The following is a 26039-nucleotide window of genomic DNA, read 5'->3' as shown; positions in this document are numbered from 1 at the left end:
AGGGCCAGTCCCATAATCAAAATTGCGATATGAAGAGATTTTTTACAATAACCTTATTGATAGCAATGGCTTTCAAGGTCTTTGCTTTTGGCTCTTCCGACGAAGGGATCCAGAAGCATTGGACATACGACAGCCATCAATTCCCCTACAACATGACCATGATAGGCTCCATTCAGATTGATGGGGAAGAACAGCAGTCAGAGTATTTGGAAATAGGAGCCTTCTGTGGCGGGGAATGTAGAGGCAGCGAGTTGCTGGCTTACTATCCTGCTGTGGAAAAGTACTTGGTGTTCCTTACCGTGTATGGTTCTAATGACGATGAGATTACCTTCAAGCTGTATGACCATCAGACCGAATCTGAGATGGTTTTGGAAAACCAACAGGCAGTGCCTTTTTCGGCCAATGCTTTCTTTGGCAATCCGAATGAGCCATATCTGTTTGGGTTTAATTCCGATGTGACTTGGCTGACCATTACGGCGAATGTCATGCCCGAAGGAAGCGGCTATGTCAATGGCTACGACAGTTTCTACGGCAATTACACTTATGGTTCCACTTGTACTCTGGAAGCCTCACCAGAATGGAATTACCAGTTCCTTTATTGGATGAAAGACGGCGTACAAGTCTCTGCCTCTGCCACATATAGCTTTACTGTGACGGAGAATGCCAATTACACGGCCTATTTCGGGTTGAGCAGCTCCATCGATCATCATTGGACATACAACTCCCATTTGTATGAACATTCCATGACCATGATTGGAATCGTCAAGATTGACGGTGAAGAACAGCGTTCGCCTTATTTGGAGCTTGGTGCTTTTTGCGGAAGTGAATGCAGGGGAAGCACCATAATGCAGTATATCCCGACATTGGACAGGTATCTGGCTTTCCTAACCGTGTTTGGCAATGATGAAAACACGATTAATTTCAAACTGTTCGACCATTACAACGGGTATGAGGTTGACAGGATGACTGCTCCGTTCTCCTTTGTCGCCGACGCCATCTGCGGCAATCCTGGAGAGCCATTCGTGTTTGACTTCACCTCTTATATTACCATTCAGGCCGACCCTAATTACGGATACGCCGGAACCGTCACGGGAGATGGCAATTATTTTGCGGGTGAGTGGTGTACGCTAAATGCCATTCCGAATTCGGGTTATGTGTTTCTGCATTGGATTGAAAACGATGAGATTATCTCAACAGATACTGAGTATTCGTTCTATGTGACGGAAAGCAGAATCTTGAGGGCGATTTTTTGCCAGGCATTGCCCGAATTGCATGTCACATCCATGTCACATTCAAATTTTGTGGCAGGTCAAACGGCAGAGGTGACCTGGACTGTGCGAAATGACGGTGTAGCTGGCACAGAATCTACCTCTTGGTACGATAGGGTATGGCTGTCAATTGATAATCATGTGAATCCCAATGAATCAGGAACCTATCTTTTGGGAACCTTCGACAATTTTGCAGCTCTTGGTGTTGATGAATCCTACACACAAACACAAACGGTGACTATTCCGGAAACCATCAACGGACCATACTACTTGTTCGTCATAACCGATGCATACGATGCTCAAACAATCTATTGGGAGAACGACCAGATGGTATTGCCTTATACCCCGCCACCTTTCATAGGCGCAAGGTCCTATGCCTACAATTATCTCTATGAAATGTCGGAGTTCTTGAACGGCAGCTTTTATCATGATAATTTTTTCATCGATGCAGTTGATGTTGCCATGCCGCCATTGCCCGATTTGCAGGTCACTTCCATCATTGCTCCCAATAGCTTTTATTCGGGAACCAATGTCAGTGTGACAGCAACCATATCGAATTTAGGCGAAGCACCTACAAGCGTAAACCATTGGACAGACGCTTTGTATGTTTCCGATTCAGCAGCCTTTGGCTCTAATAGCCGTTGTATAGCTACCGTGTCTCATTACGGATATCTGGCACATGGTGATTCTTATCAGCAAACTTTCGATGCTTACGTTCCATTGACCATGTACGGCAGTGCCTATTTTTATGTGCAAACAGACTATTATAATCAAGTTTACGAGCATGTAATGGATGATAATAATGTCAGCCGTTCTGATGAAGTGAACATCATCCTTACTCCGCCTGCTGATCTTGTCCCTTATTTGGACAGTTATTCTCAAAACGCGAGCACCGGAGCCAATTTTACAGTGTCCTATACGGTGGTGAACGAAGGTGCGGGCAATCCTGATAATTCTTATTGGTATGATTATGTATACCTCTCTAGCAATCCTGATGAAATTGGCGATGATGCTTTTTTGCTGACCAGCATTTATCATTATGGCGGTTTGCAGCCCAATGAGGAGTATTCAAGGTCATGGACAGGCCCATTACCAGCCAACATTTCAGAAGGTACTTATTATTTATATGTTTACACTGATGCCCCTGACAATGTGTTTGAATATCTCTATAATGACAACAATATTGTCAGAAGCATACCTATCACTTTGGGTATTCCCGATTTGCAGGTGATGCAACTTAATGTACCAGACACCCTCGTTGCATGCTATCCGATGAATATCAGTTATGTGGTGAAAAATGTTGGGAGTGGAATTATTGAGAATTGGAGTGTCACCGATGAAATTGGTTTGTCGACAGATTTGGCTATGACGAACCCAATCACGATTTCAGAGAGAGCGACATCATTGAATATCCAGCCTGACGAAACCGTCACTTTGACGGTCAATACGGCTTTGCCAAATGTTGAGGAAGGCACTTATCATCTTTTTGTTACAGCTGACGCGGACAACAGTTTGAGGGAACCTAATGAAGACAACAACACCTTGAGGAAATATCCCGTGTTTGTTGAGCACCAACCTTTGCCTGACCTGAAGCCGTTAAGTTTGATTTTGCCCTCAACAATCAATGCAGGCAATGAAGTCGACATTGAATTTGATGTCACCAACATCGGTGAACTGGATTTGTTGGATGTCAATTGCGATATTTCGCTTTATGCCACCAATGGTGTGGACTCCATCCTGTGCGCCGTTCAATCCCAGACGCTGCCTTTGGGTGGCCCTAACGTTTCGATTACGGTTGGCGATACGGTGCATTTCGTCAGAACCGTATCGGTGTCATCTTGGGTGACTTCGGAATACTACACCTTCCTTTTGGTTGTTGATCCTGAAAACAAGATCGTGGAACTTGACAAGACCAACAATGTAGTTTCAGAATTTGTTACAGTTATCAATTGCCCATTGCCTGACTTGACGATTTCTGGCATCAGTACGGACGGCAGCATCCAATCGGGAACAGCCAATGTCGTCAGCCTGACGGTTGCAAACATTGGTGAAGCTGATTTGGAAAACGAAACTCTTTCGTTTGCGGTGTTTGCCTATCAGGATGATGATACTATCGTTTGCCCTGTTCAATCCCAGCCTTTCAGTGGTGTCGATATTGCCCGGTATGATAGCCAAACTTTCATGGTTTCGGTATTTCTGCCACCAATGATTTCGGGTGACAACCCTAACATCAAGTTCACGGTCGATCCAGACGAAAACATCCACGAAACGAGTCATGCCAACAATACAACTACGTTCACTGGTACGGTCTTGAGTTATCCGTTTGACCTTCAAGTCATTTCAATGGAACTTCCTGACGAGATTCTGGCTGGCCGTGAATACACTGTCACTTGGACGGTGAGAAATGACGGGGACTGTCCATCAACTACCATCCCGATGTATGTGAACAACGAAGGACAGTATGTTGTGGTAAATGGAAACTATCTTCCGATACCTTGGAAAGATAAGATTCTTATTTCGGATGATGACCAAGTCAGCGATGACGATGTGCAGTTGGTCAGCCTCGACAGGATTGTGGTCCTGAATCCTGATGCAAGCTATACCGCCACCCAAACCTTTGTCGTGCCGTTTTCCGTTTCAGGCACAAAGCAGGTCCTTTGTGTGGCTGATGCCATGTCGAACACCTACGATAACAATAGGAACAACAACCTTCTTTCACAAACGGTCAATGTGAGCTATGGTTCACTGCCCGATTTGAGTATTGTAGCCCTCAATGTGGAAAACATTCTCGAATCAAGCGGTTCCTATTGGATTCATTATACCGTAACGAATGAAGGAAACGAGTCGACATTAGCAAATGCTTGGACGGACGCTTTCTATTTGAGCAACAATGCCACCGACATTAGTAACGCTTATCGTTTGGGTAGCAAAATCCATAATGGCATTTTGCCGGCGGGTGAATCATACACCGATTCCATTTATCTGACTATTCCTTCTTGGTTTACCGGAGAACAATATTTCTTGAGTTATGCTGATGCAACCAATCAAGTCTTTGAGGATGAAAACGAAAACAACAACATCCAAAGCATTCTGGTGTCGATAATCACCCCATTGCCTTGCGACCTGCTGATTTCTGACCTCGGTTCTCCGGCAGAGGCTCAGTCGGGCGAGGAAATCGTGGTTTCCTGGCAGTTGTCGAATTTAGGTTCTAATCCAGCCAAAGGCAATATCAAGGAAGCTGTTTATCTTTCCTCTGATGATGTCTGGAGCAGTGATGACATCATGTTAGGTTCGGAAGAACTCTACATCAACATCCAATCCAATGGTATCATGGACAGACAATTGTCAATGCCAATTCAGAGTGTGTCCGAAGGCGACTATTATGTCATCGTGAGAACTAACATTCAGCATTCGATGAATGAAGTTACCTATGAGAACAATACGGTTGTTTCGCTGACTCGAATGTCCATCACTTATCCTCTTTTGGAGATTGGCTCCAGTATTGACCAGACTTTGTCGAACAACCAATTCATCTACTACCGCATTGATGTGGGAGAAGAATACGAGAGCCAAACCCTTTCATGCCGGTTGACAAGCTCATCAAATCTGATTCTCAACAAACTGTACATTTCTTTCGAAGAAGTGCCAACTTTGGCTTCATTCGACTTTGGCGCATCAACACCATACGAGCAGGAACTTGAAATCCTCATTCCATCTCTGAATAGTGGCCGTTACTACCTGTTGGTCACTGGCACCGAAAGCAGCAATGCAACGCAGAGCATCAACATTGCCGCCTCCATTGTCAATTTCGAGATTCTGCATGTTGATACCGACCACGGCAGCAATGCGGGTTCCATCACCACTCAGATTGTCGGAGCCAAATTCGACAGCATCATGGATTTCCGTCTGGTTCTGGGTAACCAATACCTGCCGGCGGAAAAGGTGTTTTTCACCAATAGCACTGAATCATACGCCACCTTCAACCTGAAGGATATGCCGACAGGCGACTACGGTATGGCCGCCGAATTACCGGGAGGCATCATTACCATCAAGGACCAGGCGTTTGTCGTTGAGAACGGCTTGCCATCCGAATTGTCAGTGAATATCGTCGCTCCTTCAAGCGTACGCACAGGCAGCAAATTCACTGTTAATGTTGAGTATGGTAATCATGGAAGCACTGACTTGAATGTTTCGGGATTCGTGGTGGTGTGCAACTTCCCCATAGCCTTCCAGTCTGATAGTTTGTCGCTCAACCAGCACGAACTCACCTTTATGACGGACGAAGGCCAAGGCAATCCCGATGTGATACGCCCAGGTTATCTCAACACGAAGACCATCTTCGTCTATGCCAATGTTGAAGGTCTTATCACCATCTTTGTATATCCTATCAGAAGACAGTATTAATTCAGCATAAAACATCAATCACTATGAATAAGAAAATAATTTCATTGATTATTTTGTTAGGGTTGAGCATGGCGGCAGTCCAAGCGCAAAATACGATACGCCCCAAGATCGCTTGCCCCAATGGTATTTGGGTGAATAGCTACAATGGTGTTCTGTTCTACCAACGCCCCGACCTCTCCGTGCCCAATCGAGGCTTGGATTTGCGAGCTGTGTTTTACTATAGTAGTTCCAATAACAAGCAAAACTACGGCTACGGCAATGGCTGGAGCCTTGGCTATGAGATGCGCTACGTCAAAGACTCATTGGGCATCATCATCGAGCAGGGCGATGGCCGACAAGACCTCTACACCCGCTATGGCAACACCTTTGAAGCACCCGCTGGTGTGTTCAGTACCTTGTCATTCGAAGGTACATCTTATAAGCTCACCGAGAAGGACGGCACACAGTATTATTTCTCGGATGCCGCCTCAAAGCGGGTCACCCAAATCAAGAATCGTTACAACAACACACTTGATTTCACTTACAATAACGGCAATCTGACTTCCATCACCGACATCAATGGTCGCAGCATCAACTTCACATGGAGTAACGACACACTGTTGACCCAGATGAGCACTTCGTTTGACGACCGCGTGTGGACATACGCCTACGATGAGCATAAGAACCTCATCAGCGTCACTGACCCTATGGGTGCCACTTCACACTATGCCTACAACGATGCCAACCGCATCAAAACCTTCACCGATGCGGCTAATTACTCCACCCACGTGACTTACAATGCCGATGGCATGGCACATCGTATCAAGACCGCCTTGACCGACAAGTCCATCCGTTATGAACAGGCCAATCGTCAGACCATCATTATCGATTACATTCCTAATGGCAACAATCAATTTAGTACCTATAAATGGGATGATCGTGGTCGCGTGATAGAGAAAGTAGGCAACTGCTGTGGCTTTAGCACAAAATTGGAATACGATGATGACAATAATGTCATCCGTCGTGAAGATGCCAATGGACATGCCACGGTCTACACTTACGATATGAACGGTAATATGCTTTCAGCCACAGATGCTTTAGGTCATTCGGAATATTACACCTATGATGACTTTGGCAATACGGCTTCCTACACTGACAGAAATGGAAATTTGTATAGTTATATTTATGATGCAAATGGAAACCCTATCGAAGCACATTCTCCATTAAACACTGTGTCATATTATTCTTATAATGAATTTGGACAAATTGTAACGAAAACTGATGCCAACAACCATACTACTACTTATAATTACGATACTTATGGTAATCTGTCTTCAATCGTTGACCCATTAGGTAATGTAACCGAGTATACGAATAATGCATTGGGACTGGTTGTGACTGCAAAAACACCTAAATTGGGAATTTCCAGTTTTGTTTACGATGCAATGAATAATGTTGTGGAAATGAGCGATCCCATGGGAGGAGCTGTTTATTTCCAATACAATGTCAAAAATGAATTGGTTGGTGTTACAGATGCCTTGTCTAACCAAACTTCTATGGTATATAACGCATTGGGTTATATGATTCGAAAGACGAACCCGATGGAAAACTCCATTCAATATGCCTATGATGCGATGAATAATCCTATTGCTATTACCGATGAAATGAATCATACAACACAATATTTCTATGACGACCATAATTGGCTTGAAATGGAAATAAATGCTATGGGTGATACAACATCCTATATTTATGATAATATCGGTCAAATCATGTACATTGAATATCCAAATGGACGAATTATCAATTATCAGTATGATGCATCGGACAGACTGGTTTCTGTATCTGATCAGTTGGGATTGATTTCAGGTTTTGTCTATGATGCTAATGGCAATACCATTCAAATTACTGATGGTGAAAGCAATGTAACATCGTATGTTTATGATGCTTTGAATAGAGTGACGCAGATAACCGATGCTACGGGTCATTCAGAGTATTATTCGTACGATAACAATGGCAATGTTTTGACCTATACCAATCACAATGGAGAGACAAGAGAATTTACTTATAATGCTAATAATCAAGTAATTTTAGAACGTAATGCACTAAACTTCATTAATTCTTACACCTATGATGCCAATGGCAATCTTGCATCAGTCACAGATGCTTGTGGCAACACAACCTCATACCAATATGACGCTGATGACCGATTGACCTCCATTACCTATGCCAACGGTAAAACCCAACAGTTTGTTTATGATGCTAACGGCAATACAGTGACTTATACCGATGAAAGCGGTCATCAGATGGGTTATGTTTATGATGTTTTGGGGCGGTTGACACAAATAACCTATCCGAATAGCACTTCTGACAGTTTCAGTTATGATGCCGTTAGTAATATGTTGACCGCCAACAATGTCGATGCACAGGTTTCGTTTGCTTTCGACAATGCAGGAAAACTGCTTTCGGAAACTTTGAACGGTTTGACCACGAGTTATGCCTACGACATTCGCAACCGAAAAATGACGAAAACCTATCCAAGCGGAAGGACAATTACCGAAGAATACGACCTGCGCCAACGCATGACAGGCATCAAGGAAAACACCAACTATGTGGCGACTTTTGCCTATAATGACAACGATTATCTGACCCAAAGGGCCTACAGTAACGGTACGACCACCAATTTCGCCTACGATGTGCTGAACCGATTGGTGCAACTGACCGACAATCCGAATATTGTCCATGTGCAGATGACCTATGATGTCGTGGGCAATATGCTCTTGAAGAAGAATTTGCTTCACCCGACCAAGAGCGAAGCCTACACCTACGATGCCCTCGACCGCTTGGCAAGTTTCAAGCAGGGCCAGATAACTACAGGCGTAGAGATTCCTAATCCATTAAAACAGGTGCAGTATAACATAGATGCGCTGGGCAACCGCACTACCATGACCGTCAATGGCGTGACCACCAACTACACGGCGAACAACATGAATGCCTACACTGCCATTACGGGTGGCACCAACATGGCACCCCAGTATGACGACAACGGCAATATGACGAGTGATGGTACCCACACCTACCAGTTCAATTACAACAACCGCCTGATTAGTGTGGATAATGGCGCGACGGCTACCTACAAGTACGATGCCTTGAACCGCCGCATCCAAAAAGTGGTCGTTTCGACAGGCTCAACGACCAACTATTACTATTGCGGTGACCAAGCCATTGAGGAGCGCGATGCCACCAACACGGTGCAAGCTACCTACCTTTTTGGAATCGACATTGATGATGTGCTACAAATGCGTCGTGGTAGTAACATCTATTATTACCACAAAAACCATCTCGGTTCCGTGGTAGCCTTAACCAATGCTACCGGCAACCTCGTAGAACACTACGAATATGACCCCTACGGACAGCCCACCATTTATGATGCTTTCAACAACATGTTGAGTGAATCTGCTGTGGGCAACGCCATCCTGTTCACTGGCCGTGAGTACGATGCCGAAACAGGTTTGTATTATTATCGTGCTCGTTCCATACATTCTGGCTTGGGACGCTTTATGCAGCATGACCCATGGATGTATCATGATAGTTACAATTTATATCAATATGTTGCTGATAAACCTTTGAAATATACTGATCCATCTGGAAAAGGAAGAATCTGTAGAAAACCTCTTAATATTGATAAATGGAAATGGTTGTATCCTTCTACACATGATTATGAACATCCATTTGATGGTTTAAGTAATCCCAATAAAGACCATTTACAAATCTTCTATGATGATGATAATGGCACTATCGGTTTTGGAGGAAATAGACCATATGGCCCAGGTCATTGGATGCGAAATGAGAATATAAATAATTATGACTGTGATAATGATGCCCCAGATGTTAGTAATGATTGCATTCTTAAGAAAGCAGTTGGAATTGTGCAAGGATATTGGGATATGTATTATTCTTTTGATTCTCATAATTGCCAAAACTTTGTTGATTTTGTTGTTAGAGAATACAACAGACTATTAAAACAATTGGATTGTACTGGAGAATGTGGGTTAAGAACAAAAGAACAGTGTGATAATAAATGTAATAAAGATAAATAGTCATGAAAAGATTTAAAATAATATTGTGTGCAATAGTTTTATTGTTTTCAGCACAGATTTTTGGTCAAGCTGTTAATTGCAACCAAGGTCCTCAAGAACCTATTGTTCCCCCTCCAGGTGAGCCAGATCCCAACCCTGGTGGTTCTGGTGAGATTCATTCTAATGCTCCTGTAGATCCCAATGAAATCATCGGCACGGTGGGTTATGATGCCTTGGGCGACACCATGCAGTGGGTGGCCGCAACGGCTTCCTTGCCTTACACTATCTACTTTGAGAACGACCCAAACTTTGCCACGGCTGCGGCGCAGCGGGTGGAAGTGAGGCATAAGCTTCATGCTAAAGCCAGTAGGTCAACCTTCGTGGTGGGCACCTTCGGCTTCGGAAGCCATGTGTTCTCCGTCGAAGGTTCACCATCAAGCTACCAGACCCGCCTCGACCTAATCGAGGACATGGGCATCTATGTAGACGTGGTGGCAGGCTTGGATGTAGTCAGCAACGAAGCCTTCTGGATTTTACAGAGCATCGACCCGGCAACAGGGTTGGCTCCCATCAGCGTGGATATGGGCTTCCTGCCTGTGAACGACAGCACCCATTGCGGCGAAGGTTTCGTCAGTTTCACCATCAAGCCTAATGAGCGTCAGTGTGTCACTCGTGACACAATTACAGCCCAAGCCTCCATCGTCTTCGACATCAACGATGCCATCGCTACCAACAAGTGGGTAAACACTGTTGATGCCATGTCGCCTGTCACCCAGCTTACGGGAAGCGAGGTGGAAGCGTATGAGTTGCTGCTTCAATTCGCTGGCAGCGACGATTTCAACGGCTGCGGCATCAAGCAATACAAGCTGTATGTGTCCGACAACTACGGCGCATACCAATTGTATGGAACTTATTTGCCTGGCGATGAGGTGACTTACATGGCCGAGCCTAATCATTGCTATCGTTTCTTCTGTCTCGGTGAAGACAATGTGGGCAATGTTGAGGCCATGAAGGAAGAAGCTGAATACGAATACGGTAATTTCGACCTCATCGTCACAGTGGCTGCTTCGCCAGAAGAAGGCGGAACGGTAAGCGGCGGCGGTTATTATGTCTATGGTTCACAGGCGACAGTTACAGCTCAACCCAACACGGGGTTTACTTTTGAACGCTGGAGCTATAATGGAATTACACTTTCAACCAACCCGACCTATACTTTCACAGTGGAAGGCAGCCGCGAGCTGGTGGCGAGTTTCGTCTATTCAGGCGATGTCGTCCTCACCCAATCGGAATGCCTGAATGAGGGTTGGAACTGGTGGTCGAGTTACATCACCATGAACACTGAAGAAGATTTCGGCATGTTGAAGACCGCTTTGGGTTCCAATGCTTCTTTGATTAAGTCGAAAGCCGATGGTTTTGTGTCCTATATGGGTGACTGGTATGGCACACTTCTGGCCATCAACAACAAGGAAATGTATATGATAGACATGAATTCGGATCAAACGGTAGAAATCTCAGGTTTACCTGCTGACTTGGCATCGAATCCGATTACCATCTGGAACGGCTGGAACTGGATTGGCTTCCCGTCGGATGTGAGCGTTGACCTCAATTCCGCTTTGGCCAACATGACTCCAGAAGATTCGGATCTGATAAAGTCCCGTAATGCCTATGCCACCTACTACTCCTCAATGGGTAGCTGGTTTGGCACCCTTACCGAATTGACGCCTGGCATGGGCTACATGTACAAGTCGAACAACGAGGATCCGTTTGAGTTTGTCTATTCCACTTCTTCAAGAGATGGTCAGGAACCTCTTGAGATTCAGATGACCAACCATTGGGATGTGTCGGTAGGCGAATATTCCGATAATGCCACGCTTATCGGTGTGATTGCCATCAACGGAGAAGAACAGCGGAATGATAACGTGGTTGTGGGAGCATTTGTCGGCGACCGTTGCGTCGGAGAAACTAATGTCATGTATATAGAGCCACTCGACAGGTATTTCGTGTTCCTCACTTATTTTGGCAATGAAAACGATGCAATCACATTCAGACTTTATGATGGAGACAGTGGCATCGAAATCATCGGTGAGGAAACCACTCTCGTCTTCAATCCCAATTCCGTGATTGGTGCGATGGATGACCCTTATATCATCAATTTCGGAACTTTAGGCATGGATGAGTTTGCGAAGGAAATAAAACTGTTCCCGAATCCTGTAGAGGCAAACGGAAAGGTGAATGTCAGCCTCAAGGTTGATGGTGTCACCAGCATGAGGGTTGAAATCGTCAATACATTGGGCGTGGCTGTCTGTCAAGACACATATCACACCAATGCTGCCGACATCAAGGCGCCTCGAGTCCCTGGTATTTACATCGTAAAAATGACGGGAGATAATGGTCTTGTATATTACGGAAAACTTATTGTTGAATGAAAAATCTATTTTTGAAATGAAGAAATCTTTGTTATTTACCTTATTAGTCTTGATGTTTTCGTCTGCCTTTGCGCAGCAAACCATGCCAAACCTACGGGAATTGCAAGCCTTGCAGACAGTGAATGTTGGAAACTCAGACTATCACTGGCAGCCTGTCGACCCTGCAGGTTCGACAGGAATGAATGCCACTTTAATCGGTTATGTTGAGATAGATGGTGTGGAACAACGCTCCACACAACTTGAGATTGGTGTCTTTCAAGGTGATGTGTGCCGAGGAAGAGAGTTTCTCAGTGTTTACTTCCCTCCTCAGGATAGATATCTTTTGTTTTGTATTTTCTACGGCCTCAGTGGTGAGGTGGACACATTCAGAATCTACGATCACGAGACAGAAACGGAGTTAGATGTGTCGTGCTCGCAAACCATTACCTATACGGATAATGCCGACATCGGAGGTCTTTCAGATCCTTATCTCATCAGTTTTTTCACCAACCATCCCGACTTTGTTTTTCTCGGTTCCGAGACCGACCACAACTGGTCAACGCCAAGCAACTGGAGTACTGGTGCTGTGCCATCAGAAACCGACAATGTCATCATCGATGGCATTTGTGAAATGGATGCATCTGCAACGGTGACGGCACTTTCCGTAAATGATGGAAAATCCATCACTGTAATGACCAGTATGACTTTGACCGTTACTGGCACGCTCACCACAACTGATGCGTGTCAGCTGGTGGTTGAAGAAGGCGGACAGCTTGTCCACAGCAACGAAAATGTCTTGGCGACGCTCAGGAAGGGCATCGTCGGCTTCGAGGGAGAGAAAGACCACTATTATCTGGTGGCCAACCCGACGGCAAGCACCGCCGTCGCAAACCTGGCTTCCAATGCGTATGACCTGTTCACTTTCGACCCGACCCACGAACTGGAATGGGTCTTCCAGCAGGAACCAGCCATGACGCGGAACGTGGGCTACCTCTATGCAAACAGCGGAGACGTGACGCTCGAGTTTTCCGGCATCCTTTCGCCCTCAGGAGAGGAGACCATAGGCCTGACCTATTACGATGGCACAGGAAGCGGCCGCGACTATCCGGGTTCCAACCTCGTGGGCAACCCCTTCGCCTGCAACGCCTACATTGCCGGCAGCTTCTATAGGATGAACAACACTGAATTGATTGCCGCCACCGGCGAACCGATAGCCCCATGCGAAGGCATTTTTGTAGAGGCTACCGGAACGGGACAGGACTTGACTTTTACAACCGCAGCACCCAATGTGAATGCCGGCATTGAGATGACCCTCAGCCAAGGCCGTGGCACAGCCATCGACCGTGCCATCCTCGGCTTCGGCGACAGCGGCAATCTCCACAAGTTCATGATGGATCCCAACAACACCCAGATCTATTTCCCGCAAGATGGTGAAAGGTTCGCCGCCTATACCATGGAAAATGCCGTTGGCGAGATGCCGATTAACTTTAAAGCAGCACAAAACGGAACTTACACTATCACTGTCAATGTGGAAAATGCAAGCTATTTGCATCTCATCGACAACCTGACTGGCACGGATACCGACTTGCTGGCCATTTCATCGAAAGGCTTAGGAAGCTACACTTTCACTGCCTTGACAACGGATTATGCTTCGCGATTCAAACTGGTGTTCAGCATGACGGGCATCGGCGAGAATGTGGCGGATACCTCATTTGCGTATTTGAGCAATGGCAACTTGGTCGTGACAGATGCTGAATCAGGAAACACGCTGCAAATCATAGATGCACTCGGAAGAGTGGTGAAGAACGAAAAGTTAGGAGGAAACAGCACAATTGGCATTCAGGATTTGAGGGCAGGTGTGTATGTGCTTCGCCTCATCAACGGTGAAAAGATAATGATTCAGAAAATAGTAAAAGATTAATTGTAAACAGGGATAAGAGACCCCATACAGAAGGCTTGCCTATGTCCTCTTAGTGTCTCGCATCCCAAAATAGGATTTGAACATGAAGAAATTAGCATTGACAATAGCAATCGCTTTCATGGCATTTGCCGCAAACGCCCAAAGAGAGAGTGTGGGCTATGAATTTGAAAGTTATGACGATAACAACGTTTTTGAAAGTTATGGCGATCTCCATAGGGTTAGCAGTTACGGCGACTGCCATTATGTTGGATCGCATTATTATAACGATGATGAGAATGAAGACGTTTTCACCAAAATAGGCCTTGTCGGCAGCAGGTCAGCCAACTATGGTACAGATGACTACGGCTATAGTGGCTCAGGAAGAAGAAATGGTGGTGGACTTTTGGGCTTTGGCCCACAGCGAGAAGGACTTTTCAATGGAGGAGGAATCTTTTCGCCGAATATCCCAACCCATGGCACTCATGAAGACACTGATGCACCAATCGGTAATGGAGTTTTACTGCTCATCGGCTTTGGTGCGGCTTACGCCTTGAGCAAGAAAAGCAAAAAGTGAACTTATTGGTTTATTTTTATAAAAGTAAAAGCCTTGGCCGCAACGGTCAGGGCTTTTTTATGGCAATAATATACTTTTAGACCTAGAATGAAAGATTCAGGTTGAAAAAAGCCGAAAGACTGATTTGAATCGAGCAGTTGCGAGATTCAAAGGTGGATAGAAAAAGGTTTTAGTTTCACTGAAATCAACGATTGACCACGTCGAATGCAAAGCATTTCACCGATACGCAGTGAGGTAATATTGCTTGCCTCAGCATAGCTCATGCGTGCATGGCTCTGCGTTCAGCTTCGCAATATTTGTGGGTTTTGCATGTTTTGGTTATTAAGTGAGAATTAAAAAATAACCTATAACTATAATAGTTGTTTTTTCGCTTCGCTAAACGCAAAATCTCGTAAATGAATCATAAATTATGAAAAGTTATAATTATATGTATATCAGTTAATTCACATTAATTTATGGATGATTTGTGGCAATTTGCGTTCAACAGGAAATCAATGGCTAATGTTTAGATGTGTTACAACTTATTTTTAGCGCTACTAAAAAGGACAAATTATATGTTTTTGCCATGATTCCGGGCTGTCATCCCATGCTAAATGAGCAATAAAAAAGGCGATAGCTAGGCGAACAGTAGGCGAACGGTAGGCGAACAATAGGCGAACGGGTAATCCGCTTCGCATAATCCTTGACTTCGTCGAGGGTCTATGAGATTATCGTCCTGTATCCGGCAGGCTGGGACTTGCGTCAGCAAGGCCATATTAGCATGATTCGCCCGATTAACTACGTTGAATCTGCGATTTCGCGGTTCTTTCTCTACGTCCGGCAGGAAAGGGCACTACAATCCAATTTATAGCTGCGATTGTCTTTTTTTTTACCGCGAATTTTGCGAATTTAGCGAAATCGAAGATTACCTCACTTCGTGTCGGTGAAATCTTTTAGATTCGACGTAGTCAATATTCATTTCAACGTAGTTAATAGGAATCCGCTTCGCGAATTCATTGACTTCGTTGAAGATTCTCTGATTTCTGCCCCGCGTCCAATGTTTGGGTCTAAAATAGGTCTAAAAGTATATAGAAGCCCTTTTTTATGACATTCTTTCACATTCTACCTGTTAGCATCGCGGCTCTATGATTCGATACCAACTTTTTAGAACTGCTCAGAAAACAGGAGCATACGTTGCCACACGAGCGGCTACGGAAAATTCTGTAACTCCGATTCGAAACAAATCCTTTCTTTCACTATTTCCGTTTCCAAATCTTTTCAATCATTTCATTTATCGGTCGCGACACTTTCAAAAAATAAACTGAAGCTATTCCTATGACTATGATTAAAACAGTCTTGACGGCACCGTTCACGACTGGGCCGATTGCAATTTTGCCTATGGCCAAATTTCCGAAACAACCGATAAAAGAAGCCGAAACCTTGACTGTCCAAAAATTATCAAGAAGGAACAAAACGGCCATAATGAGAACCACCACAATATGTTTCTCCTCAATCGGGAAAGTGCCAATCTTCAGCCTGATGAGAATGAGCAAAAGTATGTAATGCACCAGATAGGCAATCAAGGTGGCGAATGCTGCTCCGTTCATGCCCCACACAGGAACGAGCCTCATGTTCAGATACCAAGCCAAGACTGTCAGCAAAATGGTGAAAAACAGCGAATAGTAATAGATTTTCGAATAACTGAGAACCGTTATCCCCACATTCAAGGTCGAATTTATCAGACGGCTGATGCAAAGGACGAGAACCACTAATTTTCCTGCACGATACACATCGCCATTCGGCATCAAATCATAAATCAGGTCAATGTTGATCCAAATTATCAGGAAAATGAAAGAGCCGACCAAAAATTGGTGCAAGGAAACACTTTTGCAGATGCTGTCGGCTTCGGCAATGTTGTTATCGGCCATAGCCTGCGAAATCTGCGGCTTCGCGATGGCTCCCAACGAGCGGTAAGGCATCTCAACCAAAGTGGCAATATAAATGGCGATAGCAAAAATCCCACCCATGGCAAGGCCTTCGTTTCCAGTGACAAAAAAGCGGTTCAGCAACGGCGTAATGTTGCCCGCCAAAGCCGATGTGACAAGGAAAGCCGTGTAAATCAAGAAATCGCGTTTCAGTTTTGGCGTAAGGTATTTCCTATCAATCTTGAATGAAACACGTTGCAAAGTAAACAGATAGACGATGTTGATAATGGTGGCAATGCCATACGAAGCGCAAAACGCGATGACCATTCCCTTCAACGAGATATAATGATAACCGTAAAGAATATAAATGAGGAGCGCCATCACCCTCAAACCCACTTCACGGATGAAACGCGGCACGACAACCCGCATCAGAAGATTGGAATTGGTCTCAAAGACAGAGATGTAAAGCATCAGAAACGCCAACGGAATCACATAATAAATGTAATCGATGAACAAGGCTGATTTCTTGGAGAAATAGGCGATGAGAGGTACACGGAAAGCATAAAACAAGGCAAGGAACAAAGCAAATCCAACCAAAGGCACAATCAGCGTCCAGCCGAAAAAACCATGATCTTTGGAATCTTCGTCCTTAAACAAAGGATAATAGCGCATGGCCGAAGTGCAGGTTCCCAATTGTGCCAAGCCCGACAACAAAATTGCCGACTGCATGAGCACATCCATCAAGCCGACTTCCTCGGTGGTGAGCAACCGGGTCTGCACGAAAAACGTCGTGATGATGCCAACCGCCACCCCAAGATAGGTAGCCAAAGTTCCTTTTATGCTCTGTCGTGCTACGATACCCATTTCGTTGAAGTTAGGAGTTAGGAATTAGGAGTTAGGAGTATTTGGGTGATTTTCAAAATCGGAAGGGGAAACTGCGTTAAGTTCCTGTTCAACAAAAGCATTGTATGTTTTGATAATCAGGTCGGCATCCTTCTTTTCCTCAGCCAGTCGGTCGATGAGTTTCTGTTTTTCCTCTATCATGTTCTGCAAGCTGGCGATTTTCCTATCACGGACTTCATTTTCCTGTATCCGGTTTTGAATATGACGCTTCAAGTCCTCAACGACAATCTGCTTCTTCCGGTCAGCATCTTCGCCGGTACTAAGCCTATCCGACTCGCGGCGAATGCCGGAATTCAAATCATTGCCAGCCAAAACAACGATGGCAATAATCCAAACCCAAAGCATCAGAATAATCAAAGTGCCGATAGAACCGTAAAGAGCATTGTAACGCGAAAAATTCTTGATATAGGCGTTGAAACCAAATGTGGCGACGATGAACAATGCCGTGGCCAAAATGGAACCCGGACTGAAAAGCACAAACTCGCGGAATTTCTTTTTGCCTGATGCCATAGACTTGCGTTCTTTCCGATAATGCTCTCCAAACTTCACATTGCCAAAATAATACAATGTTGCAACCGTGAAGCACAGAGCGGAAATTGTGATAAGCCATCGCAAAAAGTTGAACATAAGAATCACGAAGCCGCCTCTCAGGATTTCCTGCTCGACCAACATCTTCAAGCCTAAACCACCAACCGAGATAAGCACAATGGAAATCACAATCAAAGCTCCAAGAATGAGCAGCATGGCAATTGCAAACACACGCTGCAACAGCCAATCCTTCAAAGTGAGCTTCTTGGCGACAATGAAATCGGCATAAACATTACGGAAACCACGGAAAAAAGCCACCACCCCGCTTGAGCCAAACACCAAGCACAACACGATACTTACCGAAAGCAAACCGTCATGCGACTGATTCATGATACCATCAATGGTGTCGTTCACAAAGTCCAAAGTCCCTGATGGCAGGAATGAGTCCTGAATGAAATTCATCACCAAATCATCAAGATTAGGAATCGGAATATATGGTATCAGTGTGAAAAAGAACAAGATAAGCGGGAACAAGGCAAGGAAGAAATTGAAAGCCACGCCAGCAGCGCGGTCCAATGTACGTCCTTTGATGAAATTCTTGAAAAAGACGATAATCACATCCAAAAAAGGAAGTTTTGTGCCAGGGAAATGAACAATGCGAAGTATATTGTCATCCTTATAATACCATGAGCGCAATTTATCAGCCTTGGCTTTCACCCAGGCCAACGGCTTGTTTTTCTCCTCTTTTTTCGCTTCGTCTTGCATATTTCAAACTTTTGAGCGGCAAAAGTACGGATTTTAGTTTAAAAAACATATTTTTGCAGACATTATGAACAACGAGACCATCACACACGAAGGATTCGTCACAAAAATCAGTGATGACGAAATGGAAATCAGCATTTTGGCAAAGAGTGCATGTGCAGCTTGTCATGCCAAAAGCGCCTGCTCGATGAGCGACATGAAAGAGAAAATTCTCACCGTGCCGCGTCCGAAAAACCGCGATTTCCAACTGATGCAGCAAGTCAACGTCAGGATGAAAGTGAGCCAAGGCAACAAGGCCGCCATTCTCGGCTACCTGCTGCCTTTCATTCTGATGATGGCCGTGCTTTTCACACTCATCGGCTTCGGCGAAGGGCTGTCGGCACTATGCAGCATTGCCGCGCTCATACCTTATTATATTATACTCTACCTCCACCGCGACAAACTGAAAAAACAGTTTGAATACGAAATAGAATAATTCGCTTATCTTTGCACCATAAAAATTCAAGTCATGGGAATCTATCTAAATCCGAGCAACGAAACGCTTCGTCAAGACCGAAATTCCGAAATATTCATTGATAAATCAATGATTATCTCCGAGTTAAACCAACTTCTCTTTTCAAGAGAGAAATTCATTTGCGTCTCCCGTCCGCGCCGTTTTGGTAAAAGCATGGCGGGCAACATGATTGCGGCTTACTATTCGAAAGGCTGCGATTCAAGGGAATTGCTCAAAGACTTGAAAATTGCTAAGGATGCAAGTTTTGAAAAATATCTCAACAAGCTGAATGTAATCAAGTTAGACTTAAACGCCGAATACATGATGGCAAAAAGCAAGAGCCGTTTCATTGACATTATGAGCGAATCAGTCAAGGCGGAATTGTCGGAACAGTTTGGCATTCCGTTTTCGCCTGATGATTCTTTGGCCAGTTCATTGCTGAAAGTCTACGCCAAGACTGATGAAACTTTTGTCATCATCATCGACGAATACGATGTGCTTGTCCGCGAACAAGTTGCGAGTGACCTGTTTCAGGATTATTTAGGATTCCTCAATTCGTTGTTCAAGAACTCAACTTTAAGCCCTGCTATCGCACTGGCTTACCTTACCGGCATTCTGCCCATTGTGCGCGACAGAATCCAGTCGAAACTCAATTTGTTTGAAGAATATTCCATGACCGACGCCAGCACACTCGCTGAATTTGTAGGCTTTACCGCCGAAGAAACGAAAGGCCTTTGCGAGCAATACGGCATGGACTACGAAGAATGTAAACGCTGGTATGACGGCTACGACCTGAACGACGTGCATGAAATTTTCAGTCCGAAATCGGTGGTAAGCGCCATGCGGAAACGCAGCTTTGGCAGTTACTGGACACAGACCGGCTCCTACGAGGCACTGAAACTTTACATCCTGATGAATTTCGACGGCATTAAAGATGATGTCATCACTATGATTGGCGGCGGAAAAGTGCATGTCGAAGTGGATTCTTATCTGAACACGATGACTGATTTCAGAGGCAAGGATGATGTTTTTACCTATTTGATTCATTTGGGGTATTTGGCCTACGACAAGGAAACGCAACTTTGCTACATACCAAATGAAGAAATCCGCAAACAGTGGATCATTTCCATTCAGTACGAACAGGATTATCAGCCCGTCATAAAAATCGTAAATGACTCAAAGCAGCTGTTAGAAGCCACCATCAACAAGGATGAAGAAGCCGTAGCCGCCGCCTTGACCGAAGCCCACATCCGAGCCACCAATCCTTTGACTTACAACAACGAAGCATCTTTCCAAAGCGCCATTGGCCTTGCCTATTTCTACGCCAACCTGAAATATACGGTCATCAAGGAACTGCCAACAGGCAAAGGCTATGCCGATTTGGCTTTGATCCCTTACGTTCCGAACATTCCGGCAATGATTATCGAGTTGAAAAACAACAAGTCGGCCGATTCTGCCATCAATCAAATCAAGGAAAAGAAATACGATGATTTGCTGGAGCATTACCGTGGCGACCTGCTTTTCGTTGGCATCAATTACAATGAAAAGACCAAAGATCACCAATGCAAGATTGAAGAGCTTGAAATAAATGATTAAGCAAGGAAGCCATCTCTCTTAAACAAACAGAGAAACAGTATTCCCACATTAATCACACTATATCAGCCACATACATTTTCTCAAAGAAAAAAAACGAAAAAAAATCTTTGTCGAAAAACGAAGATTCCATATTTTTGTATGATTTTTTGCTTTCAAGCAAGCACATCAATCATTTTATACTAAATCAGAACATTAACCCTCAAAACTATTAAAAAAGTGAACAACATTCTCATCATTTCACTACTGGTATTAGGTATTTTAGGAGGCGTTTTGGCGGTAATCCTTTATTTCGTAGCCCAGAAATTCAAGGTGGAGGAAAACCCTCTCATCGATGAAGTGGCAGAGTGCCTTCCTGGCGCCAACTGCGGTGGCTGCGGATTTGCGGGATGCCGCGCATTGGCTGAAGCCTGCGTGAAATCAGCCGCCGAAAAAGGCAACATCGACGGATTGGCCTGCCCTGGCACCAACATGCAGACAGTTGCCGACATTCTCCATCTTTCCATTGCCGCTGCCGAACCGAAAATCGCCGTTGTCCGCTGCAACGGTTCATGCACGAACTCACCGGCTAAGGTTCACTACGAAGGTGCCGACATCTGCGCTTTCGCCAACACGTTGTATGCAGGCGAAGGTGGCTGCTCGAAAGGTTGCTTAGGCTTAGGCGACTGCACCAAGAAATGCCCATTCGATGCCCTGCACATCAACAAGGAAACGGGACTGCCCGAAGTTGACGAAAAGAAGTGCGTCGGCTGCGGCGCTTGCGCCAAGGCATGTCCTCGCGGCATCATCGAAGTGCGCCCACGTGGCAAGAACGACCGCCGCGTCTACGTCTGCTGCTCCAACACCGACAAAGGCGCTCTGGTCATCAAGAATTGCAACGTCGGCTGCATCGGCTGCCAAAAGTGCGTGAAGACCTGCCCATTCGAAGCCATCGAGATGCGCGGCAACCTCGCCTACATCGACCCAGCCAAGTGCAAGAGCTGCCGTAAGTGCGAAGAAGTTTGCCCGCGTGGCACCATCCATGCCGTCAACTTCCCGCCTCGCAAGCCAAAGGCTGAAGAACCTGTCAATCAAGAAGTAACCAACGAAAATAAAGCTAACGCATGAATCCTATAAAGACTTTTCCAAAAGGTGGCGTCCATCCGGAAGAAAACAAGCTTTCGTCTGACAAGCCTATACAGAATTTCCCGATGCCGAAGCATATCATTGTCCCGTTAGGGCAATGCTTAGGTGCGCCTGCCGACCCAATCGTCCAGAAAGGCGACCACGTCCTAACCGGACAGCTCATTGGCACGGCAAAGGGTTTCGTATCGGCCAACGTCCACTCCCCTGCCACCGGCACCGTCACAAAAATTGACGTCGTGATGGACCACACAGGCTATTACAAACCTGCCGTTTTCATTGATGTCGACGACCAAGAGCAATGGATCGAAGGTTACATCGACACCGATGAACTGCTCACCGAAATCAAGCTCGCGCCTAACGAAATCATCAACAAAATTAAGGAATGTGGCATCGTCGGTATGGGCGGCGCAACCTTCCCGACCCACGTCAAACTGATGATTCCTGAAGGCAAGAAAGCGGAATACATCATCATCAACGCTGCGGAATGTGAGCCTTACCTGACTTGCGACAACCGTCTGCTGCTTGAAAAGACCAAGGAATTTTTGATGGGTGTCAAGATTCTGATGACCGCCGTCAACGCACCGAAAGGCATTATCGGCATTGAATGCAACAAGATGAATGCCATCGAATTGCTCGACAAGACCATCAACGAGAACCGCGAACTCTACAAGAACATCGAGGTTCAGCCATTGAAGACCAAATATCCGCAAGGCGGCGAAAAGCAAATCATCAAGGCCATCACCGGCCGCGAAGTTCCTTCGGGCAAGTTGCCTATCGAGACGGGTTGCGTCGTGGTGAACGTGGCTTCCACCTTCGCCATCTACGAAGCCGTTCAGAAGAACAAACCGCTGATTGAACGTATCGTCACCGTGACGGGCAAATCGGTCAAGAATCCGGGCAACTACCGTGTGCGTTTCGGCACGCCAGCCAACCTGCTCATCGAAGCCGTTGGCGGACTTCCGGAAAACATCACCAACGTCATCAACGGCGGCCCTATGATGGGTAAAGCCGTGTCGGTCACCGATTTCCCATGCATCAAAGGCACATCCGGCATTCTGCTGATGACCACCAACGAAGCGCAAGACCGTCACCAGACCAACTGCATCCGTTGCGGTCGTTGTGCCATTGCCTGTCCGATGGGCTTGCAGCCTTTCCTGCTCAACAAGCTATCGAAGCTGAACATGTTCGACGAGACAGAAAGCAACCACATCATGGACTGCATCGAGTGCGGTTCCTGCGAGTTCACCTGCCCCGCCAACATTCCTTTGTTGGACTATATCCGTTACGGCAAAGCCAAGACTGGCGCCATCATCCGTTCACGCAATCAAAAGTAACGGAGAAATTTAAATATTTAATATTCAAAAATTTAAAAATTAAAAAATTCAAAATTTAACAATTTAAAATTCGAGATTATGGCTTCATACAAGAGATTTGAGGATTTACCGATTTGGCAAGAAGCCCGTTCTTTATGCAAGAAGATTTTTCGGGCAACAAAGAAAGAGGATTTTGCCAAAAACTTCAGGTTATGTTCTCAGATTCAAGCTGCTTCCGGCTCCATAATGGACAATATTGCAGAAGGATTTGAAAGAAACGGAAACGGAGAATTCAAACAATTCCTATACATTGCCAAAGGTTCTGCTGGAGAAACAAGAAGCCAAATTTACCGTGCTTTTGATTACGAGTATTTAGACGAAACCGAATTTGAAGCCCTGAAATTTCAATCGGAAGAAATTTCGAAATCCATCAGCAACTTCATCGTTTATCTCCAAACCACCGACATCAAAGGCACAAAATACAAAGACCCGTCAAATCCTTAAATCTTTAAATTTTAAATCTTTAAATCATTAAATCTCAAATCTTAAATCTAAGACCATGAGTACATACACAATATCAGGCTCTCCCCATGTTCATGGGAAAGACAATACAAGGAGGATTATGACTGATGTGCTCATTGCACTTCTGCCTGCACTCCTCGTCGCCATTTACTATTTCGGATGGTATGCCCTGCGCCTCACAATCGTTTCCGTAGGCACATGCGTATTAGCCGAATGGCTCATTCAGAAATTCCTCATCAAAGGCCCTGTCACCATCAACGACTGCTCAGCAGCCGTGACTGGCTTGCTGTTGGCCTTCAATGTGCCGGCCAACCTTCCCATCTGGATGGTGGTGGTTGGTGGAATCGTTGCCATTGGCGTTGCCAAGATGCCTTTTGGCGGTTTAGGCAAAAACCCGTTCAACCCAGCATTGGTTGGTCGTGTGTTCATGCTCGTTTCCTTCCCTGCTGCCATGACCACTTGGCCTCAGGCACAACCCATTTTCCAAAATGGTTTCTTCGCCGATGCCGTCACTGGTCCTACACCATTGGGCATACTCAAAGAAGAAGGTCTCACAAATAATCCCGAACTCTTGGACATGGTTCTCGGCAACCGCGGCGGTGCATTCGGTGAAGTCTGCGCCATCGCCCTGCTCATCGGTGCCATCTACTTGATTTGCCGCCGTGTCATCGAAATCTTCACTCCTCTGAGCATTTTGCTGACCGTTTTCATCTTTGCCGGCATCTGCCACCTCATCGACCCCACCACTTACATCGCACCTGTCTATCACCTCGTTTACGGTGGTCTGATTCTCGGCGCCTTCTACATGGCAACCGATATGGTGACTTCGCCAATGACCATTCGCGGCAAACTATTGTTCGGCTTCGGCATCGGTGCCATTACGGTCATCATCCGTCTGTGGGGTGCTTATCCGGAAGGCGTTTCCTTCGCCATCCTGATCATGAATGCCTTTACGCCGCTTATCAACAAGGCCTTCAAGCCCTATCGTTTTGGTGTTGTCAAACCTTCTAAAAAACAATAAGCCATGGCAAAAAGAGAATCCACACTTAAAAACATGCTCGTCAGCCTGTTAGTCATTACGGTTGTCACGGGCGGCATTCTTGGCTTCGTGTATTCAATCACCAAAGATGCCATCGCTGAAGTTGACCTGAAGAAAAACCAGGCCGCCATCGAAGAAGTTCTGAAGACTAATGTCGAAATTGCAACGACAGAAGTGACTGAAATCGACGGATTGACTTATAACTGCGCTTACGATGCACAAAACCAGCTGATTGGTGCAGCCATCAAGACTTTCTCGAATAATGGTTTCGGCGGCAAAGTCGAACTTATGGTCGGTGTGCTTGCCGATGGCACCATCAACAAGATTTCGGTGTTATCGCAAAGCGAAACCCCTGGTTTGGGTGCCAATATGACAACACCTAAATTCAAAGATCAATTCAACGGCAAAAATCCTAACGCATACAATCTCATGGTTAAGAAAGACGGTGGCGATGTCGATGCCATTACCGCTGCCACCATCAGTTCACGCGCTTTCACCGAAGCCGTCAAGCTTGCCTGCGATAGTTTTGAAGCCAACAAGGCACAATTTGTAAAACAGGTTTCCGAAACAGCCGATACTTCGGCAGACACAGTTTCAGAAATCACCGATAATGAAGAAACAACAGAAATCACGGAAGGAGGAACTGAAAATGAGTAACAATTTACAGACTTTCACCAAAGGTTTACTGAAGGAAAACCCGACCTTAGTTTTGTTATTAGGCTGCTGCCCGACTTTGGCAACCACCACGAGCGCCATCAACGGCATGTCGATGGGTTTGGCGACCACATTCGTGCTTGTCCTTTCGAACATCTTCATTTCCCTGCTGAAGAACTTCATTCCCGACAAGGTGCGTATTCCTTGCTTCATCGTGGTCATCGCATCCTTCGTGACTGTCGTTCAACTCGTCATGCAAGCCTACGTTCCAAGCATTTATGAGACATTAGGCCTTTTCATTCCATTGATTGTGGTGAACTGCATCGTGTTGGGCCGTGCTGAGGCTTTCGCTTCGAAGAACCCAGTCTGGCCTTCACTGCTCGATGGTCTCGGCATGGGTTTAGGTTTCACCTGCTCACTCACCGTTTTGGGCTGCATCAGGGAATTCTTAGGCAACGGTTCCATTTTCAACCTTGCCATTCTGCCTGAAACTGCCAAGATTCTGGTGTTCATCCTGCCTCCAGGCGCGTTCATCGTCTTAGGCTTCGTCATCGCTATTGTCAACAACTTGAAGAAATCCAAATAATTACGGCC

The 26039-nt window shown here is 45.5% G+C and carries 15 protein-coding genes; 13 read left to right on the top strand and 2 right to left on the bottom strand.

The features are described from left to right. The first annotated feature begins 29 nt into the window (after nt 1–29). The 5 genes from AC06MN_RS09605 to AC06MN_RS09585 all read left to right on the top strand — a co-directional run bounded on the left by AC06MN_RS09605 (nt 30) and on the right by AC06MN_RS09585 (nt 14609). Complete coding sequence (locus AC06MN_RS09605) at nt 30–5672, top strand: CARDB domain-containing protein (RefSeq protein WP_475672153.1); 5643 nt, start codon at nt 30–32, stop codon at nt 5670–5672. A gap of 23 nt (nt 5673–5695) precedes the next feature. Then, complete coding sequence (locus AC06MN_RS09600; RefSeq protein WP_475672152.1) at nt 5696–9751, top strand: RHS repeat-associated core domain-containing protein; 4056 nt, start codon at nt 5696–5698, stop codon at nt 9749–9751. A 2-nt stretch (nt 9752–9753) separates the two neighbouring features. After that, entirely contained in the window at nt 9754–12156 is a 2403-nt protein-coding gene (locus AC06MN_RS09595) for an InlB B-repeat-containing protein (RefSeq protein ID WP_475672151.1), read from the top strand. 16 nt (nt 12157–12172) lie between these two features. Further along, nucleotides 12173–14056, top strand: a complete 1884-nt coding sequence (locus AC06MN_RS09590) for a T9SS type A sorting domain-containing protein (RefSeq protein ID WP_475672150.1) — start codon at nt 12173–12175, stop codon at nt 14054–14056. 82 nt (nt 14057–14138) lie between these two features. Continuing rightward, complete coding sequence (locus AC06MN_RS09585; protein WP_475672149.1) at nt 14139–14609, top strand: hypothetical protein; 471 nt, start codon at nt 14139–14141, stop codon at nt 14607–14609. Between the two features lie 1235 nt (nt 14610–15844). Here AC06MN_RS09585 and AC06MN_RS09580 read toward each other — a convergent pair. Together AC06MN_RS09580 and AC06MN_RS09575 are read right to left on the bottom strand one after the other, a co-directional pair. Next, nucleotides 15845–17377 (bottom strand): lipopolysaccharide biosynthesis protein, encoded by a 1533-nt coding sequence (locus tag AC06MN_RS09580; RefSeq protein WP_475672148.1) that lies wholly within the window; start codon nt 17375–17377, stop codon nt 15845–15847. A gap of 24 nt (nt 17378–17401) precedes the next feature. Beyond that, nucleotides 17402–18709: a YihY/virulence factor BrkB family protein gene (locus AC06MN_RS09575; RefSeq protein ID WP_475672147.1), complete on the bottom strand. Its 1308-nt coding sequence runs from the start codon at nt 18707–18709 to the stop codon at nt 17402–17404. A 64-nt stretch (nt 18710–18773) separates the two neighbouring features. On the opposite strand from AC06MN_RS09575, the gene AC06MN_RS09570 reads away from it, so the two are divergent. From AC06MN_RS09570 to rsxE, 8 genes are all read left to right on the top strand, one after another. Continuing rightward, entirely contained in the window at nt 18774–19181 is a 408-nt protein-coding gene (locus AC06MN_RS09570; RefSeq protein WP_475672146.1) for a SoxR reducing system RseC family protein, read from the top strand. Between the two features lie 33 nt (nt 19182–19214). Continuing rightward, nucleotides 19215–20795, top strand: a complete 1581-nt coding sequence (locus AC06MN_RS09565) for an AAA family ATPase (protein WP_475672145.1) — start codon at nt 19215–19217, stop codon at nt 20793–20795. Between the two features lie 216 nt (nt 20796–21011). Continuing rightward, entirely contained in the window at nt 21012–21899 is an 888-nt protein-coding gene (locus AC06MN_RS09560; protein WP_475672144.1) for an RnfABCDGE type electron transport complex subunit B, read from the top strand. Further along, nucleotides 21896–23251: an electron transport complex subunit RsxC gene (rsxC, locus tag AC06MN_RS09555; RefSeq protein ID WP_475672143.1), complete on the top strand. Its 1356-nt coding sequence runs from the start codon at nt 21896–21898 to the stop codon at nt 23249–23251. Before AC06MN_RS09560 ends, rsxC begins: the two co-directional genes overlap by 4 nt. A gap of 78 nt (nt 23252–23329) precedes the next feature. Next, complete coding sequence (locus AC06MN_RS09550) at nt 23330–23734, top strand: four helix bundle protein (RefSeq protein ID WP_475672142.1); 405 nt, start codon at nt 23330–23332, stop codon at nt 23732–23734. Between the two features lie 55 nt (nt 23735–23789). Further along, a complete protein-coding gene (locus tag AC06MN_RS09545; RefSeq protein ID WP_475672141.1) occupies nt 23790–24773 on the top strand; it encodes an RnfABCDGE type electron transport complex subunit D in 984 nt (327 codons plus the stop codon). Between the two features lie 3 nt (nt 24774–24776). After that, the gene (locus AC06MN_RS09540) at nt 24777–25448 is read left to right on the top strand and encodes an RnfABCDGE type electron transport complex subunit G (RefSeq protein WP_475672140.1); all 672 of its coding nucleotides are present in this window, start codon (nt 24777–24779) and stop codon (nt 25446–25448) included. Then, nucleotides 25441–26031 carry an electron transport complex subunit RsxE gene (gene rsxE, locus AC06MN_RS09535; RefSeq protein ID WP_475672139.1) on the top strand — a complete coding sequence of 197 codons (591 nt, stop codon included), beginning with the start codon at nt 25441–25443 and terminating at the stop codon, nt 26029–26031. The genes AC06MN_RS09540 and rsxE overlap by 8 nt, the downstream gene beginning before the upstream one ends. The last annotated feature ends 8 nt before the right edge of the window (nt 26032–26039 follow it).

The organism is Candidatus Limimorpha sp. (genome assembly GCF_056203535.1).
Note: the sequence above shows the minus strand (reverse complement) of the source record. Positions and strands in the feature narration are given on the sequence as shown.

Excerpts from the sequence above, each read along its gene's own strand:
- AC06MN_RS09550 (WP_475672142.1), top strand. The coding sequence starts at position 23,330 with ATGGCTTCATACAAGAGATTTGAGGATTTACCGATTTGGCAAGAAGCC.
- AC06MN_RS09605 (WP_475672153.1), top strand. The coding sequence starts at position 30 with ATGAAGAGATTTTTTACAATAACCTTATTGATAGCAATGGCTTTCAAG.
- AC06MN_RS09575 (WP_475672147.1), bottom strand. The coding sequence starts at position 18,709 with ATGCAAGACGAAGCGAAAAAAGAGGAGAAAAACAAGCCGTTGGCCTGG.
- AC06MN_RS09540 (WP_475672140.1), top strand. The coding sequence starts at position 24,777 with ATGGCAAAAAGAGAATCCACACTTAAAAACATGCTCGTCAGCCTGTTA.
- AC06MN_RS09570 (WP_475672146.1), top strand. The coding sequence starts at position 18,774 with ATGAACAACGAGACCATCACACACGAAGGATTCGTCACAAAAATCAGT.
- AC06MN_RS09545 (WP_475672141.1), top strand. The coding sequence starts at position 23,790 with ATGAGTACATACACAATATCAGGCTCTCCCCATGTTCATGGGAAAGAC.
- rsxE (WP_475672139.1), top strand. The coding sequence starts at position 25,441 with ATGAGTAACAATTTACAGACTTTCACCAAAGGTTTACTGAAGGAAAAC.
- AC06MN_RS09600 (WP_475672152.1), top strand. The coding sequence starts at position 5,696 with ATGAATAAGAAAATAATTTCATTGATTATTTTGTTAGGGTTGAGCATG.
- rsxC (WP_475672143.1), top strand. The coding sequence starts at position 21,896 with ATGAATCCTATAAAGACTTTTCCAAAAGGTGGCGTCCATCCGGAAGAA.
- AC06MN_RS09585 (WP_475672149.1), top strand. The coding sequence starts at position 14,139 with ATGAAGAAATTAGCATTGACAATAGCAATCGCTTTCATGGCATTTGCC.
- AC06MN_RS09590 (WP_475672150.1), top strand. The coding sequence starts at position 12,173 with ATGAAGAAATCTTTGTTATTTACCTTATTAGTCTTGATGTTTTCGTCT.
- AC06MN_RS09565 (WP_475672145.1), top strand. The coding sequence starts at position 19,215 with ATGGGAATCTATCTAAATCCGAGCAACGAAACGCTTCGTCAAGACCGA.
- AC06MN_RS09580 (WP_475672148.1), bottom strand. The coding sequence starts at position 17,377 with ATGGGTATCGTAGCACGACAGAGCATAAAAGGAACTTTGGCTACCTAT.
- AC06MN_RS09595 (WP_475672151.1), top strand. The coding sequence starts at position 9,754 with ATGAAAAGATTTAAAATAATATTGTGTGCAATAGTTTTATTGTTTTCA.